We start from the raw sequence: 16,791 nt of genomic DNA, 5'->3' as shown, positions 1-16,791 counted from the left end.
ATACACCTACCATTTAAATATTGATGATGGAGGCGCTCCACCAGTCATGTCATTAACCATTGATTGATATCTTTCTTCAGGAGTTGGATTATCTGGATCTGAAGGTTCAGGGATTTCAGCATAATAATAAAACAGTTTATTGAGGGCTTGTGATGCTGAATCAACATCGTCATCATGTTTACCACGAGGGAAAGCAGCCCATTCTTCTATAAATTCTTCAACCCAAGGTTCATCTTTAGGTAACCATACATTACCAGCTTGTATGTAATCGGATATAGCATTAACCCTTGCAATCTTTCCACCTTGAGGATTAACTGGAATAATGCCAGATAATTTATTTCTTAACATAGAAATAATTGCTGATCCATTAGCTTTATCTTCAACAAATATCCCACTAATATCATTATGTTTTGATTTCATTTGATAAATTGCTTTTAGTGTTGTCGGGAAATCCATCCTTGCTTTATGCCTATCAATTAGATAAGCATTAGCCCCACTTTTACCCCATACTTGAATAGATACATAATCAGATGATTCACTATCCTTAAAGGTTGCATCTATAGACATAATCTTACGAGGTATCTTAGGTAAAGAAGTATACTTTTTCCACCATTCTCGCTTAACAATGTTACCCTCTTGAGAAGTTGGTCTACCTTGATAAAGAGCATTGAATGAAGTAGCAGACATCTTCTTACGGGTTTCAATAAAATCAATACCATAACGTTCAGGCCATAAAGGTTCACCTATTTTCCTACCTAAATGATCATTATCATCTTCTGCCTCTAAAGGTAAATTAATAACCTTCCATGGTAAAGGTTCACCGTATTCTTCATTTAATAATCTGCCTACAAGATCATCTTCATGCCATCTAGTCATAATGATAATGACAATTGCTGCTGGATGGAGACGAGTAGAGAAAGAGTCAATCCATTCTCCCCATATCTTATTACGAGTTACTTCACTATTAGCTTCTTCACGGGTCTTAATTGGATCATCAATAATCATTAAATCAGAACCTTCTCCGGTTACACCAGATAGAATACCACGTGAAATAACTCCACCTCTATGTCCTTCTATATCCCAATCAGTTGCAGACGAAGATCCTTTTTTAATAGTACGTCCAAATACCTTCTTACCATATAGTTCAACCTTGTCTTTATTCTTCTTACCAAACTTTGTTGCAAAATCAGTGTTGTACCCAGCAAGGATAACCCGATCATTAGGAAATTGACCAAGATAAAAACTAGGTAAAGTTTCAGTTATGGTCATTGATTTACCGTGCCGAGGGGGAATAGATAAAGCTATATATTGATTTTGTTTTGGTATTTCACCATTTAACATTTTCTTTTTCTTGTCTAATGCTTCTTGAATAACACTGCAAAGATATCTTGTATGTTTAGCATGTTGATATAGTCCATCATGAGTATATTCAACGTATTCAGCATAATCTTGCTTAACTTTATCCAAGTATTTCAATTCAAGTAACGCTTGCAATTCTAATTGTTCTCGAGTGGTTAATGACATTATTTCACCTACCTATTTAACCAAAGAAAAAAGACGATCTTATTTGACCGTCTTACAATGAATTCTCATATTCTTTTACCTTTTTATAAAATGTAGCCTTTTTCATGTCTACTAAATCCATAAATTCAACTGCTTTGATTTTACCGTCTTTCCATTGCTTATAATATTTAGTCCAATCTTTAGGTAATTCCATTACAGGTCTACCCAAATGCTTTCCTTTAGCTTTAGCAGCCGAAATACCTTCAGATTGTCTTTGTAGTAAGGTTTCCCTTTCTTGCTGGGCAATGGATGTATAAACTTCAATAATAATATTATTGATCATGTCTATAACCCATTCTTGATTCTCTGGCATATCCTGCATTGTTGTTGGTAAGTCGATCATTTTCACTCTAATACCCTTCTTTTTAAACAGTTCTAAATAATCCTTTATTTGTTGTTTATTACGTCCAAGGCGGTCTATTGATTTAATATATAGGGTATCGCCTTTTCTCAATGCCTTAAGCATATTCTTAAAGCCTATTCGTTCCATATCCTTACCACTGGCTTTATCTTGGTACAAATAATCAGGATTAGTTACATAAGGTTTTAAAGCTTCAAATTGTCTATCTAAGTTTTGATCCTTAGTACTTACGCGAATATAACCAAAGTTTTCACCCATATTAATAACCGCCTTTACCATTTGATACCATAATCATATCAACTATGTACAAAAAGGTCAATTATTTTATAGACGTTTATAAAGGTTTATTTTTATTATAAATAGACATTGAATAACTCCACTTTTTAATAGTCCTAAAAGGTGTACCTTTGTAGACGATAAAAACTTCATTTTATAGAGAATTATTGATCAGATACTTTATTCATTAGTTCTTTAATGCGCTGTTCTCTATCTTCATCTGTTAAATTATCAATATTATGGTTAATTTCCTTAACCTCTTTGTACTTACCTTTTAATTCGAAAAACAGTTTCATTGCATGAGTATCACCAGTACGGGCTTTCCTTGCTAATGCTCCCCATACTCCAGCTAGTTCAGCATCAGTATATTTATCAATTAATGAATTAACAAATTCTACAAATTCTTTCTTCCCAACCCAGTTATAAAAAGTCCTTCTTGGCAATTCTATATCTTCACAGATTGCTTTGATAGTACGAGTTTCACTAGGATCAGCAAGGATTTGAGCCACTTCTATCTGCTTACCATTTAACCCAAGTTTTGTGCCTATCTGCGTGTCATCTGTAGTAATATTACTCACATTCATTCACCCTTTCTTAATAACTCCTGCATACTCTCCAACAACTTCAACTCTTCCTGTTTCAACTCCTGGAGCTTCTTTAAATTGTCCTGACTATGCTGTATTAATTGTTGTGTATCCTCAATGATCTCACTGTATAACCTTTTTATTTGTGCCATTATTCATCTCTCCCATCTAAATTTAGACAAAATAAAAACACCTATTTTAAAAATAGATGTCATCTTTCCCTAAAAAAGTGAGGGTTGGATATCAGCCTAGTCTTCCTGTGCATCTAGCTATTCCGCCACCTCAGTAATCCTGTTTATTTTGAAAAATTAAAAGTAGACCTCCAGGATTACCCTCATTATGAGTTAGCTTTATTTTCCCTAGACGTTCAATTATTAAATTTGCCTCCTCGAATAAACTTTGTAAACTCACAGACCATTTCATGTGATAAAAAATTCTTTCACTAGTGATATATAATCTTATTGGATATACATGTGGTTTTATAACATCCCAATGCGAAAATACCATGTTATAAGACGCAGCATTATACTCTTTGTTAATATCTGATTCATTATCCATTAATTTAAGTGCCATAGAATCTAAGTATTCTTCAAAGTGCTCAAGTTTATTGCGAACATCAGTATTATAAATCTCTTTTAATTCTAGTCCGGATAATAATTCTTGAAGTAAAGATTCTCTCTGCTTCCTGACTGTAAAACTCTTTCTAGATTCCTTTTTTTGTTTTGGTAATGGTGAATTAATTAACTTTTTAATGTTTGCAGCGCTTATAATAACATTGTTGATTTTATTATGAATTGATGGTGAAACTTGTATTGCATATCCATTATCAGGAACCTTTGTTTCGGCAAATATTTCTTCACAACCACTTTTAACACTATATGCTAAGGAATAAAGTTCGCTCAAGTAGATATCCAAAACTTCGCTTTTGAATATGTCAATTTCTTCGACGTTCATTGATATCATCCTCCCAAGGACAAACCTATCACAAACATCTGTCACTTGGAAGTATCTTGAAAGTAAATGTTTTCGACAAATGAAAAAGCACTCCCAAAGGAATGCTCAATACTTTACTTCTTTTTATAAATATTAACTATTGCTGTAAAATGCTTTTCATTATGTTGAATTACTTGGTGCACTTCTACAAATTGGGCTTCTTCTTTTTCTTTACAACTTGCAACTACATCGGTAAGTGCTGAAGTTAAAGTGCTTTCTATGAGATTAATATTGTAAAAGCTTTGGTATCTTTCTATTTTTACCACCCTTTTTCTATAGAATAAAACATATTATCCATCTGTTTTCTAAAACAAACTTATTTCTCTTTAATTTTGTGAGTGATTTAAAACATGTACTGCATTAAATTTGTTTTTGACTTTACACTCAGGACACTTTGCTACAACTTCTAATTCCGCCCCTGAAGTCTTTCCATTATTATATACTCCGGTTTTTAAAGCAGAAATATCAGCCAATACCTCAATTCCTAAAATGTCCTTTATGGATTTTGGTGACACTTCTCCTTTAAAAACTCCTGCCCATTTAAACTCATGTTTACAAATTATACAAATTCTACTTCCTTGTGAAATGTTTTCAGATAACATAACTTCTCCCTCCTTTCTGCCAAATTACCTATTAATTTCGACATACTTAGATGGAATACCTTTCCTCAATTTCTATAATAGTGCCCAATTTGTAAAATAATGTTATAATTTAGTAGAAAGTGAGGTGAAACAAATGGCTGAAACAGTTAAAGTTAAACCTACTCCGATACAAAGAAATAAGTTTGATGTGGCAATGGAATTAACAAATCTTCACTTAAGAAATTATGGAATACCTGAAGAAGAAGTAGAAGGAGTATTCGCAAAGTATTATGCTCTTGCAGCATACTGTGAAAGTTCGGATGTTTACACTATAAAGAACCTTATAGATGCTGATTTACTTAGTAAGATGAGTAGATAGTTAGAGTATTATCAAGAAGAGGATGTGTAATCATCATCCTCTTTTTTATGAATTTATGTATTTATTTCTTATCTTCCTTATATATAACATTAACTACAACACCATCTTTAACCTGGTATGTATCAATCCTCTTCACTATATTTTTACCCCTTTTATGTACCACTTGAAAATTTTTCATTTAATATGCTAATCTTATTATGTAAAATTTGATTCCTGTGATTGATTCTGCGCCAACAGAGTCAATCAAAAGGTCAATTACTTCGCCAAAAGTAATTAATCATTAATTTCTACTTTGTATGTAAGCATAGCGTTGTATAGAGTATGAGGAATGCACTCCTTGTACTCTTCGGCTATGTCTTTAATCAATTGTTCCTTATATACTTTATAAGATTGAAAGGCTTCTTCTTTCGTATCAAAATACTTCAAATAAATCCTCTTTCCAGTATTATTTCTACATTGAGCCTCATATTTTTTAGGATTCCTCGTGCACCTTTTTACTCCAATCGGTAAATCCCCTCTAGCTGCCTGTCTTTTTAAAAATAATTTATTAATCGCAGACGGTGTAAATATACATGCTTCTGGAGAATACACCTTGTTTCCCTTAACCAATATATCTTTATCTAAATCAATTTTCTGGCCTGGGATTGTGTAATGATTCTCATCGTACCACTTAGCAAAGGTTTGGAAATTATGCCATCTCTCATCTACTGTACATCCAATATAACTAGGATTCTTTTCATGGAATTTTAAACTGTAGCACCTCATCAGCATTGCAACCCAAGCTTTATATTGCTCAGTTAAACCGTTTCCGTTATTAGATTTATAATTACCCTCACCTAAATAACCGATTCCGAAAACTGATTTATCATAAGGATTTTTGACATTTCCTTTTTGAAACTGTTGCCATGAGCATCTAACCACATTGCCTTGGGAAAACCTCACCCATACTTCAGTTGAGCCGTAATATGCATCAACAATCATTAAAGAGCCTAATGTATTAATTCCCATTTGACCTACTCTAGATAAAGCCTGTTCTTTGTAATGCTGCCTTTTTTCCTTCGTTGTTATTGCCACTGCTTCATTAACCAATATATTTTCAATCACCTGTTCCATGTATCACTTTCCTTTCTGCTTTTTTTAGGAAGCATAACCGTGTATTTTGTCAAAGCTTCTCACCTTTGACTATTCGCTGTTTTAAATCTCCATTAAGGACTACTCCAAGAAATGAGGAGAGCAGATCAAAGAGCAATCCTTAATGCAAATCTAAAATTTTTTATTAAAAATCCTTGCATAGTGAAATCCATTTTGTTATACTTTGATTAGTAAGAATAACAATTACGGAATCGTATGAACTTTTTTAGAAAAAACTAAAAAGGCAATAGGGATGCTCTACTGATCATATAGATGGTCGAGTGACACATATGGTATACCTCTGCCTTCATCCCCTTACCTATAGGGAACTTCAAAACACACAAAAACAAGCCTAAAAAACCTTGATATTACTAGGTTCTTAGACTTGTTGAATTTCAATTGTGTGTATTTTTTGATGAATTTTTATCTATTTTTGAAAGCGTTTAGGAATACTTCTCTTTGCGTCCTATATAAGGTATTTAGCAGTTTGACTTTATGAGGAAAGTCATCTTTAAACATGTGAGTTAGGATAGCATACATTGTATCTTCTTTAACTGTTTTCTTTTCAATGAAGAAATTACAATATTTCACAATGTCACTGATTTTACTTTCTTGCTCTTGCTCATCCTTCAGTTTACATTTAACTTCCCCAATCTTATCCACCATTTCTTCAACATATCTAAGAATATTTTCTTCTTGGTGTCTATCTCCCTTGGTGATATTCTTCTGATCTAATAATTTCTTAAACTCAATCAAATCCTCTCCAGCGTCTGCCCTTTCAATCGACAAACCTTCAATTAACAAGTCCATTGGAGTGTTATAGTGAGTCAGTGTCTTTTTCTTATGCTCTTTTCCTTCCTTCTTTGCTTTGTCTCTTTGTCGTTTCACTTCTTTTTCGTCCTCAACATATTTCCAGAAGTTAGGCTTTGCTTTTACAACTTTACCACCCTTCACTTCAACAGTTTTCAATGAGAGTGATTCTGCTACATGCTTAATCTCATTTCCAAGGTCAATATCATACATCTTCTTAGCCATATCAATTGCAATGCCTGATAAAACAGTCATAACATCTGAGTACTTCTGTAATTGCTTCAATTTGCTGTTGTTCTTATCATCTGATTTCCAAAACAGATCCCAGTAAAGGCTCATACAAAGTTGCCCTTGGTTAACTGTTTGACCGATATTCTTTTGGCTTTCTGATAGTGCCACATCAATTTCATACATGGATGAGTTGTTAAGCTTATACAATTTCGGTTTGCTGGATACTTTGTTAATACAAACGTTGTATGCTCCATAACAATAATTACTTAATTCTGTTAGCTTCTCATTTTCGAATAAAACAATGGTATCAGAGTCATAATCGGCACCAGACAAAATATCTTGAATTGGGAAATTCCACGCATTAACGATAACAATGTTAGGCGATAAATCCTTAAAGTACTTCTTGATTAAGTCATTATCTGTATTAACCACTTGAAGTACATTCGATTGTGATGTATGTGGATTCCTAAAGCCTACAAGAGTCTTCCCAAAGTCATGTAACTTTGTATAGACTTGATTCCCTTGCAGTGTCATTACACTTGCATCAAACTTACCAATGGAGTGTTTTAACAATTCAATTGGATTACCCAGCATTACAGCGTAGTCGCCAACTAAACGAAGCTTTCCACCCTTGACATGTTTCACATATTTGTGAATTTCTTTCTTTTTATAATCCCTAAATATCTTCGTGTCAAAGATGCCGTTATTCCTTTCATATGCTGCAGCAAACATCTCATGGCTATTTTGCTCAGTTGCATTTTCCTTTAAGTAATTGATAAAGAAGTCTTTATCATTCTTTAAATCCTGTATGTATTGTTTCTCAAATTCAGCCAGTTTTAGCACATCAGCCTTTTTCATCTGCATTGAGTTCAACATCTGATAAGAAGTCTGCTGAAGAATCTTCCCATTATCATCTGTACCTAATTTAGAAGCTTTTTCATGCTTACACACTCCGAAGCTACTACCTTCCTTTTTACAAAGCTTCTTCCAGTAATTCCACATCTTCCTTTGTTGCTCTTTCGCATCCTTACCTTCAAACACATAACTAAATTTCAAAGCTTTTAATGAACTTGGAGTGATAATCATATCAACATCTTTTGCATTAATCTTCTGGTTAAACATGTTAGTGATTTCCCATTCATCAAATGGAATTCCCTTTGGACAGTTGTCTTGAAGGAATTGCCTAATGTCACAAGCAAATACAGCACTTTTAAACATGTGATTTCTAAGCAGTTTCATCGAATAACCTTCTGAGAAGTATTGATCACCAGACTGCAACAATCCTTCTCCATCAAATAAACTATTCTTTACCTCTGCATTATCTACAGGAAAGCTATCCAAAAACCCTGTATCTTCATTTTTCTTTACTACATTTGCCCTCCACTCAAAAGTGCTGTCAATGTCCTCTACAATTAAAATCCGTGAAGTATCAATCGTCAAAGTATCTTCAATCGAACTTCCAACAAGACTCTCATACGCTAATAGCGAAGCCATATCCATTTTCTTATCTTCATCAAACTCTAGATACATTCTACTCCACCAGATCATTTCCTCATGGATTTTCTTATTGATGAATAAGCACTCACCTACACGAGATTTTGCACTGCTTCGCTTGTATACAATATAATCAGTGTCTATAATTTCTCCGGATTTCTCATCTATATTTCTAATAGTGAATCCATTTTCATAAAGCTGCTTTCTAAGTTCAGTAACTTTAACCTCTTGCCACTTCTTATGAAGACGGTTATTCTCTAATTCATTTTCAGTATTATTAATAATTGCTTTAAGATTTTCTATGTATGCAAATCTTTTATCAAACTTACTTTGCTTATTCTTCATCTTCTTTGATGAAATTTTTTTATCCTTCTTATCCAATTCAAATTTCTCTTTATCTTCTTTAAGTTTCTTTTCAAGACGATTAACCTTATTTTGCAGCAAGATGATAAGCTTATCTCCTGACACTACACTTTGTTCAAATTTCACATTAATTACATCATCTGAAATTTGCTTTTCACTCGTCTTAACCTTTTTAATTTTTAACTTATTTCTTTTTAACACTTCCCTTAACTTGATTGATTCTAAGCTGAAAGGAATAGCCCCTACATAATCAGATGAAATATTTTTACCTCTGTACTGGTGACTATAAATATCGCTCGCTTGAAGTGATTGAATATAGATTGCTGATTGTTTCATTTAACATTCTCCTATTCTGTATAAGATTATTTCTAAGACACGTACGTTTAAATTAAGTTATGTATAAATCTTTCGTCTTTTCTCTGATTTAAGATAATAAAAATTGACCACTCAATTTGTGATCTGTTTGTTCGTGATTATTACTTTTTTTAAAACCATGGATATTTAGTACAGTTAGAAAATAGATAGGTTATTTTACTTTTATTATTTATACTTAGATTTATTAAATATTAATTATGTAATAAAATTACACTTAAAAATAAACTGCCCCTGTGTTATATGTTTACTAAAAATCAATGGTTTTTAATTTCACATATTTTAGGATAATCCCCACATCATATCATCAATTTGCTGTACATTAGGAGCTTCTTCAGTTGCTTGCTTCATTATTCGGTAATCATTAAGGTTCATTCTCTGTATCTTTTTAATAGGTAATTTAATATCTGAAAATGCAAAGTACTCATTAGTTATGTATGTGTTAGCTTTTCTTTCACCATCTTCAAGTCCAGGCACAAAATACTCTTGATTATGTATGCAATTTACCATCCTATAACATCTAATTGCCTCAACGTCTTTCTCCAGAGTGCTTATAGGTATCGCTATATCCTTAGACAACTTTTCAATTGAGACATCATATCCTTCACCGTAATATTCATTCATTCTTTTTAAGTAGCAGTATAGATAAAATCCTCTAACACCTACCTCTTTCTTACCCATGCAGAATAAGAAAATTTCAAATGGAACTACGTGAAAGTTATGTGGTTCATAAAATAAGCCATCTAATATTCCTTCTTCATAAGACTCTGAATCTCTGTGCAAATGTTTTATAGGAATCTTTATTTTGAAGTTTCTCCCCTTCTGGTTAATCAACATCTTTTGAATATCTTTATCCATATCGCTAAAAAAAGTGAATTCAAGTTCTGGATCTTTAAATTCCCAAGCAATCGGATAATCATTAGTTGTTTCAGTATAGCCAATTTCGTCAAGTATTCCGTTTTTCTTTATTATGTAGTCAACTTCCTGACTTTTTCTTGCATATGTTAAGACTTTCTTTATGTCCTCTATCGTTATGTTTATTTCTCCATATTTTGCATTTCTGTATAACCATGAGATTAAGTAATAATAGGAATACGCAAATGCAATATGCTTAGAAATTGCATCCTTATTTTGTCCTCTCTTTTTCCTAATCCCCTTAACAGTTTCTACTTTAATAAAATTATTAGATTGCTCAATTTTTTTATTAGCTGCCATTTGGATGAACGGTTTCTTGATATCATCAAATATTTCATTTGGCATAAAAATCTTTGATTCTTTTTCTCTGTACTGAAGTAATGTCTTTAAATCTTCTTCCATTTATTAACCTCCGATTGTTTCAATGTGAATTTGTTTGGATTATGTTATTTGCTTAATTTGTATTGATTCAAAACTGCTTGCAATTGATCATTTATGTAATATAAGCTGTATAAACGTTGGCTTTTTGGCTCCATTCCAATATGGATGAATGGTATCCCGTGCGCTGAGAGATAATCAGACACATGTTTGTTATAGCAATAGAAAAAGTCGCTGCGTGATAAATTCATTTTTGATCCACCTCCCTTCCTCAATTTAATCATTCTGTATTTTTTCTGATACATTCCTTTAACATAAATTTGTTAAACTATAGTCAGCCAAAATGCAGTACACAAATCTAGACCCCCATTAATATATTTGCTGTCCGACCGTGATTGGTCGGATATTTTTTATTTAAGTTAAAACACTTGTTTTATTGGAACTGATAGGGAAGGCTGAATTGACCACATAACAAAATTATAGGTACAGTTTTTGTTGACTTTGATACTAACCAGTCTTATAATGTGATTAAGAGATTTGCAGATATTAACTTGTCAAAGAGCAGGTGTATCTGAAAAAGAAAATAAAAAGCCAACCCTCCTTACTGAGAACAGTAAAAAAGAAGGGTTATTTGTCATTTATCGATTTATAGTTATTGTATTGAATTATTTCATTTTAGTCCATACTTTTTGGATAAATAATTGTAAATAAATCCCTTGTGCAATATTGACTATGTATAATAGCGACCATAGAATACTAGCAATATTAATAAGATCTTCAATTATAAGAATGCCCAAAGCCTCCACAGCTAGCACTCTTATAATTGAAGATTTTTTTATTTACGCTCTTTTTGGTATGCTGCTTATAATATCCCGATCAGCAAGAAAACCTTCAATAAGTAGCTGAGTTAATTTATAGTAAGTTCCTCCAGCAATATACTCCAAAATGTCCTCTTTGCTCTTTGAAGCCAATACAAGACTCATAACCTTATAAGTTAATGCCTCGACAAGATAAGTTACATCAGGTTGTTTTAAAGCCTTAATCATTTGAATAACTGATTCTTTGTTATCCTGAACAGTTTGATTCACAAACATTAACAAACCCTCAGTATCGGTCTCCTGTGGCTTCACAGAAGGGAATTCTAATACACTATTCATTTATACTCCTCCATTAGCTAACAACTGGTAATTTAATTAATTTTTTCATTTCACATTCAATCTCAGATTCCTTTAAGTCGAATTCATTGATAAGAAAATTAATCTGACATTCAAAATCAGACCACTTATCCTCATCTAAAAGACCATTCAAAAATTGAACAAATATTGGTTCCATTTCATGATCCAAGATAAACTCGCTCATCAATATCATAATTTTTGTGTTAATCATGCCATCGGTGTATTTTTGATGGCTGGATATCTCGGTATTTGCCATTGAAACAAACCTCCTAAGGATTCAGTTAGACTGCAAGCTCATCATCATTAAAAATTTCAATCCCAGTGTCAGGTTCAAATGATTGAAAATTCATAGAGAAAAGTTCTCCCACATTCAGGGTTGATTCAGATCCATCAGACAAAATTACCGTTAACTTAGCTCCGACAATATTGAACTCATTAAATTTATTTTTAAACTCTGAAGTTTTCAGACCTGTTAATGTTTCAACTTCCATTTCAACCTTACCGATCATCATAGTTTTCATAATTATTTCCCCCTGATATGTAATATTTAGTTTTTATCTAAGTAACCAGCCTTTGACATCCCCACGTAAACTCCTGCGAAAAACAGGATAATTGGATATGTGATTAAAAAAAGTTCCATTTTGTTCACTCTCCCTTCTCAATTTGATCACATACGGCAAAAATTGCTTCAGCGAAACTTCTTGCATCCATTGTAGATACGCTAATTAATGCATCAATAGCGTTTATATCTACTTGCCCCATGTAAATACTTACAGCATCTTTTTCCCCTTTACCTTCTACTGGATTGACATAGGTGGATTCAACAGCAGCGTAACAAGTTTGATTGTCAGATATCTCGTATATGTGTGAAGCTATTGGACTGTTTGACATATATACCCTCCCTTCTTTTAATTTATGAATATTTCTTTAACTTTCTAAAGATAGTATATACTTTGCTAAACAAAAACGTCAAGGGATTTCTGAAAGTTTTTTTATTTTTTTTAAAGATGTGATACAATATAGTAAAGAAATCTTTAGAAAAGGAGAATGAGAATGATTTCTTATGCACCTTTGATGTCTACATTACACCAGAGAAAGATATCCAAGACTGATCTACAAAAGCTTATAAATGTTTCTTCAGCAACAATTGCTAAGATAAGTAAAGATGAAATGGTATCTTTAAAAGTAATTGATGATGTATGCTCGGTTCTTAATTGCAGAATTGAAGACGTAATAGTCCATGTTAAGGAAGATAATAAAAAAGCCACTGAATAATCAGTGGTTATTTTTTTTGCATATTTATGGTGTTTTCACTTGATTTTGTTTTTGGTTTTTGGCTTGATGGGCAGTTTAAGTAAGGAAAACGGCTTGGGTGAAAAATCGGCTACCTACTAACGAAACAAATAATAAAGAATCGTTAGCAAGTAGCAGACGATTCAAACTTGATGGTATAGCCATAAGCTAAGGTATCCGTCGTAATGCCCTATTAATCGCTAGAGTCCCCTCTAAACAAGCCTACTGCAACAAGTATCCCTAACAGTTTGGATTAACTTAAATCCTCTGTGGCTTGTCCTACAGCGTCCGTAAACGCTCTACCCTTCCTTCGATCAGCACTTAAAGGCAGCTTTCTCCTTTCAACAGGTTCAGAATAGGGACTGATTAACCTGCCTAGTCTTAATTATTGCATCGGTTAAGACATAACCTGACCAGTTTTATTTAAGAATGTGTTAATGGGCAACCACATTCGGAATAACCCTAAAAAAGACAATAAGAAACTAAGCCTTGCACATACGAATTTTTTTTCGTAAAATGAAGACAGGGAAATTCCATATTCAATTTTAAGGATAGTTCCATATTTTTGTTTATGGGATTGATAATTCGTCGAGATCCGAGCTGCAACTCGGATCTTATTTTTTTGTTTACAAATTTGTTTACTTAAAATTCTTCTTATAAAAATCTAAATTTGGTTTTTCTCCCTGTGTTATCTGATCGATCCAAGTACAAAGCTCCTTTTGGTCATCAGTAAATCTGAATTTCGGATTATGCTTGATGGTGTAACATAACTGTCTAATTTCTGTTAATATATCCTCTAATTCTGCTTCATCAATATTCTCTAAGTTGTCTGTATTCATTGTAATTATCTCCTTTTGAATTTTGCTCTCATTTTTACAACTGGGCTATATAAATCATGCTGATTCTTTATGGTTTCTTGGTCAAAATGGACGTATTTTTTAGTAGTAGCAACGGATTGATGGTCAGCTATGGCCATTACAGCAAAAATAGACGCACCCGCCTTCAACATTTCTGTAATCGACTGCCTGCGAAAATCATGGCAAGAAAATGATTTAGTTATCCCTGCTTTCTCAACATATCTCTTTAGATTTCTCCTAAAAGTATCTTCTACAATTTGTTCACCATACCAATTCAAAAACAAGTAATCATTATCAAAATGAGTTTTATTTTCGGAAATCAACTCCATCAATAATTTAAGGACATGATTTGACAGTGGTATCACCTTAGTCTTCCTGCTTTTCATCTTGTCTGCAGGAATAACCAATCTCCTCCCCCTTATATCCACATCATCAATTCTAAGACTAATAGCTGTTTGTATTCTTAAAGCTGTATCGTATAAAAGATTCATAATCACATAGTCTCTAAATTGAGGAAAGTGTTTAATATTTGGTATCCGCATCAATCTTTCCATCTCTTTCTCTGTCAAAGGTTCAAAAGGTCGTTCATCCATCTTTATAAATTTGACTGACTCGATTGGATTAGAGTTAACCAAATCCTCTTTATACAGAAAGTTGTAAAATATCTTCAAGAAACGCAATCGCCCGTTAACTGTTTGATCCCCAAGACCATACCTTTTTGTCTTAAAATTAAAGTGGTCTTGTTTCATGTAGTTTAGATATTCACGTACAATAATCGCAGTTAGTTGTTCTGCTTTGTCAATTTCTTGTTTTCTACTGGTCAACCAATTTTTAAAGAACCTGAAATGCTCATCATAGCTTATTAATGTTTTTTCTCGAAGTCCTTCTGATCTTTTTGCAGATACAAAGAATTCGAAAGCCTGGTCAAATGTTAAGCTGTAATTATTAGATGTGTTTTCGTCCACTGCAACTTCTCTTAATGTAACTCGTCTTCGTTTCATAACAAGAAAAAACGCCACCTCCAAATACTCATCTAATAAATTAAGATAAGTAAATGATGATGACGTATCGACATATTATCACTCAAAATATGTGGGATATTTTTTATTAATTATAAAGCCTTCTGCTCCGCAAGAGAAGCACGCTGGACTGCTTTTTTTCCTTTAACAACATTGAAAACGATATTTAAAAGGATGGCGGTCACACTGCCTGCCACTATCCCGTTATCAGTCAGGATCCGCACACTCGAAGGCATTTGCGCAAATAGTTCAGGAACAGCTGTTACACCCAGTCCCATCCCGACAGAGCAGGCGATGATCAATAAATTTTCCTGAGAAGAGAATTCCACTTTGCTGAGCATTTTTATTCCATAGGCGACTACCATACCGAACATGGCAACCATTGCGCCTCCTAATACCGGAGTTGGAATGATCGTGGTCAATGCGCCGATTTTCGGAACCAGCCCAAGCAGTACAAGGAAAGCACCTGCTGTATATATAACATTCTTTGTTTTTACGCCTGACAGCTGAAGAAGCCCGACGTTTTGAGAATAGGTTGTATAGGGAAAAGCATTAAAGACTGCACCAAGGATAATGGCAAGCCCTTCGGCACGATAACCATTTGACAGATCTTTTTGTTCCAGTTTTTCTTCACAGATATCACCCAGGGCAAAGTATACGCCTGTAGATTCAACTAAACTGACCATTGCTACTAGAATCATTGTCAGGATAGCTGTCACCTCAAATGTCGGCATGCCAAAATAGAAAGGTGAGGGCATATGGAACCAGGAAGCGTCTCCAACAGCCGAGAAATCAACCATGCCCATAAAATAGGATGTTATGGTTCCTGCAGCCAATCCCAGTAAAATGGAAATCGCTCTGATAAAGCCAGTAAAGAAACGGAAGAGTATAATGATGAACAGCAAAGTTCCAAAAGCCAATGCTATGTTTGTCATCGAACCAAAATCCGGGCTTCCCTGCCCGCCGGCCATATTATTCATGGCAACTGGAATTAACGTAATTCCGATAATTGTAACTACTGACCCTGTAACAACAGGCGGGAAAAATTTCACCAGTTTTCCAAAATACTTTGAAACAGCCACCACAAAAATACCAGAAACCAGTATAGAACCATAGATTGCTGGTATTCCATACTGACCGCCAATCGCAATCATTGGTCCAACAGCCGTAAATGTGCAGCCAAGAACGACCGGAAGGCCAATACCAAAAAATCTGCTGCGCCATACTTGAAGCAGTGTTGCAATTCCGCACATAAGGATATCAATTGAAACAAGATAGGTGAGCTGCTCCCCTGTTAAGCCCAGTGCCCCTCCTACGATCAATGGGACAATGACCGCGCCTGCATACATTGCAAGGACATGCTGAATTCCGAGTGAAGCAATTTTTAATGGATTACGATTCATCGGATCAATTCCCCCAATTTCTCAGTTGTTTTTTCAAAGCTGATTACTCCATTTTCAAGAGAGTCAATAATCGCTAAAGATTCGACCCGGAATCCATTCTCTCTCAGTTGCTGTCCGCCCTTTTGAAAGCCTTTTTCAATAACAATTCCTATCCCCGCAACTGCTGACCCCGCTTTTTGGGCTATTTCCGCAAGACCTAATGCAGCCTGTCCATTGGCTAGAAAGTCATCAATGATCAGAAGATTATCCTCTTCTGCAAGATATTTCTTTGAAACAGAAATTTCACTTGTTTCTTCTTTAGTAAAAGAATAGACAGAAGCTGTAATCAGGTCATTTACCAGAGTGAGAGATTTTCTTTTTCTCGCAAATACAACCGGGACATTCAGATGAAGCCCCGCCATTACAGCTGGAGCAATCCCCGAAGATTCAATAGTCAATATTTTTGTAATACCGCTTCTTGAGAATCTATCTGCAAATTCTCTTCCGACTTCTTGCATAAGCTGAGGGTCTATTTGGTGATTCAGAAATGAATCCACCTTTAAGACTGAAGGCGATAAAACAATTCCTTCGCTTTTTATTTTTTCAATAAGCATATCCATTTTGCATCCTCCTC

At 34.0% G+C, this 16,791-nt stretch carries 20 protein-coding genes; 2 read left to right on the top strand and 18 right to left on the bottom strand.

Annotated features, from left to right (window positions below; all coding sequences use genetic code 11):
* Positions 1 to 6 precede the first annotated feature (6 nt).
* From terL to NYE23_RS03380, 6 genes are all read right to left on the bottom strand, one after another.
* The gene (gene terL, locus NYE23_RS03405; RefSeq protein WP_341075459.1) at positions 7 to 1,524 is read right to left on the bottom strand and encodes a phage terminase large subunit; all 1,518 of its coding nucleotides are present in this window, start codon (positions 1,522 to 1,524) and stop codon (positions 7 to 9) included.
* A gap of 52 nt (positions 1,525 to 1,576) precedes the next feature.
* The gene (locus tag NYE23_RS03400) at positions 1,577 to 2,182 is read right to left on the bottom strand and encodes a recombinase family protein (protein WP_341075457.1); all 606 of its coding nucleotides are present in this window, start codon (positions 2,180 to 2,182) and stop codon (positions 1,577 to 1,579) included.
* A 182-nt stretch (positions 2,183 to 2,364) separates the two neighbouring features.
* Positions 2,365 to 2,778, bottom strand: coding sequence for a phBC6A51 family helix-turn-helix protein (locus tag NYE23_RS03395; protein WP_341075455.1), 414 nt, complete (start codon positions 2,776 to 2,778; stop codon positions 2,365 to 2,367).
* A gap of 2 nt (positions 2,779 to 2,780) precedes the next feature.
* Positions 2,781 to 2,936, bottom strand: a complete 156-nt coding sequence (locus NYE23_RS03390; RefSeq protein WP_341075454.1) for a hypothetical protein — start codon at positions 2,934 to 2,936, stop codon at positions 2,781 to 2,783.
* 130 nt (positions 2,937 to 3,066) lie between these two features.
* Positions 3,067 to 3,738 carry a hypothetical protein gene (locus tag NYE23_RS03385; RefSeq protein WP_341075453.1) on the bottom strand — a complete coding sequence of 224 codons (672 nt, stop codon included), beginning with the start codon at positions 3,736 to 3,738 and terminating at the stop codon, positions 3,067 to 3,069.
* Between the two features lie 365 nt (positions 3,739 to 4,103).
* Positions 4,104 to 4,379 carry a hypothetical protein gene (locus NYE23_RS03380; RefSeq protein WP_341075452.1) on the bottom strand — a complete coding sequence of 92 codons (276 nt, stop codon included), beginning with the start codon at positions 4,377 to 4,379 and terminating at the stop codon, positions 4,104 to 4,106.
* Between the two features lie 133 nt (positions 4,380 to 4,512).
* Between NYE23_RS03380 and NYE23_RS03375 the strand changes: the two genes are divergently transcribed.
* Complete coding sequence (locus NYE23_RS03375; protein ID WP_019381845.1) at positions 4,513 to 4,737, top strand: hypothetical protein; 225 nt, start codon at positions 4,513 to 4,515, stop codon at positions 4,735 to 4,737.
* Positions 4,738 to 5,010: 273 nt separating this feature from the next.
* On the opposite strand, the gene NYE23_RS03370 is transcribed toward NYE23_RS03375, so the two are convergent.
* From NYE23_RS03370 to NYE23_RS03335, 8 genes are all read right to left on the bottom strand, one after another.
* A complete protein-coding gene (locus NYE23_RS03370; RefSeq protein WP_341075449.1) occupies positions 5,011 to 5,850 on the bottom strand; it encodes an AP2 domain-containing protein in 840 nt (279 codons plus the stop codon).
* Positions 5,851 to 6,291: 441 nt separating this feature from the next.
* The gene (locus NYE23_RS03365) at positions 6,292 to 9,102 is read right to left on the bottom strand and encodes a hypothetical protein (RefSeq protein ID WP_341075446.1); all 2,811 of its coding nucleotides are present in this window, start codon (positions 9,100 to 9,102) and stop codon (positions 6,292 to 6,294) included.
* A 318-nt stretch (positions 9,103 to 9,420) separates the two neighbouring features.
* A complete protein-coding gene (locus NYE23_RS03360; RefSeq protein ID WP_341075445.1) occupies positions 9,421 to 10,455 on the bottom strand; it encodes a hypothetical protein in 1,035 nt (344 codons plus the stop codon).
* Positions 10,456 to 10,499: 44 nt separating this feature from the next.
* Positions 10,500 to 10,682, bottom strand: a complete 183-nt coding sequence (locus tag NYE23_RS03355; RefSeq protein WP_341075443.1) for a hypothetical protein — start codon at positions 10,680 to 10,682, stop codon at positions 10,500 to 10,502.
* A 588-nt stretch (positions 10,683 to 11,270) separates the two neighbouring features.
* Positions 11,271 to 11,588 (bottom strand): hypothetical protein, encoded by a 318-nt coding sequence (locus NYE23_RS03350; RefSeq protein ID WP_341075441.1) that lies wholly within the window; start codon positions 11,586 to 11,588, stop codon positions 11,271 to 11,273.
* A gap of 13 nt (positions 11,589 to 11,601) precedes the next feature.
* Positions 11,602 to 11,862: a hypothetical protein gene (locus tag NYE23_RS03345; RefSeq protein WP_341075438.1), complete on the bottom strand. Its 261-nt coding sequence runs from the start codon at positions 11,860 to 11,862 to the stop codon at positions 11,602 to 11,604.
* 25 nt (positions 11,863 to 11,887) lie between these two features.
* Entirely contained in the window at positions 11,888 to 12,127 is a 240-nt protein-coding gene (locus tag NYE23_RS03340; RefSeq protein WP_341075436.1) for a hypothetical protein, read from the bottom strand.
* Positions 12,128 to 12,251: 124 nt separating this feature from the next.
* On the bottom strand, positions 12,252 to 12,497 hold the full coding sequence (locus NYE23_RS03335) for a hypothetical protein (RefSeq protein WP_341075434.1): 246 nt from the start codon (positions 12,495 to 12,497) through the stop codon (positions 12,252 to 12,254).
* A gap of 162 nt (positions 12,498 to 12,659) precedes the next feature.
* Here NYE23_RS03335 and NYE23_RS03330 point away from each other — a divergent pair, with 162 nt between their 5' ends.
* Positions 12,660 to 12,881 carry a helix-turn-helix domain-containing protein gene (locus NYE23_RS03330; RefSeq protein WP_341075432.1) on the top strand — a complete coding sequence of 74 codons (222 nt, stop codon included), beginning with the start codon at positions 12,660 to 12,662 and terminating at the stop codon, positions 12,879 to 12,881.
* A 656-nt stretch (positions 12,882 to 13,537) separates the two neighbouring features.
* Here NYE23_RS03330 and NYE23_RS03325 read toward each other — a convergent pair.
* The 4 genes from NYE23_RS03325 to NYE23_RS03310 form a co-directional block, all read right to left on the bottom strand.
* Positions 13,538 to 13,738, bottom strand: coding sequence for a hypothetical protein (locus NYE23_RS03325; RefSeq protein ID WP_341075429.1), 201 nt, complete (start codon positions 13,736 to 13,738; stop codon positions 13,538 to 13,540).
* A 5-nt stretch (positions 13,739 to 13,743) separates the two neighbouring features.
* Complete coding sequence (locus NYE23_RS03320; protein ID WP_341075428.1) at positions 13,744 to 14,721, bottom strand: tyrosine-type recombinase/integrase; 978 nt, start codon at positions 14,719 to 14,721, stop codon at positions 13,744 to 13,746.
* Positions 14,722 to 14,867: 146 nt separating this feature from the next.
* Positions 14,868 to 16,178: a nucleobase:cation symporter-2 family protein gene (locus tag NYE23_RS03315; protein WP_341075426.1), complete on the bottom strand. Its 1,311-nt coding sequence runs from the start codon at positions 16,176 to 16,178 to the stop codon at positions 14,868 to 14,870.
* Entirely contained in the window at positions 16,175 to 16,777 is a 603-nt protein-coding gene (locus NYE23_RS03310) for a xanthine phosphoribosyltransferase (RefSeq protein WP_341075424.1), read from the bottom strand. The genes NYE23_RS03315 and NYE23_RS03310 overlap by 4 nt, the downstream gene beginning before the upstream one ends.
* Between the last annotated feature and the right edge of the window lie 14 nt (positions 16,778 to 16,791).

The organism is Cytobacillus sp. FSL H8-0458, assembly GCF_038002165.1.
GTDB lineage: Bacteria > Bacillota > Bacilli > Bacillales > Cytobacillaceae > Cytobacillus.
This window is presented reverse-complemented; position numbering and strand designations above follow the sequence as displayed.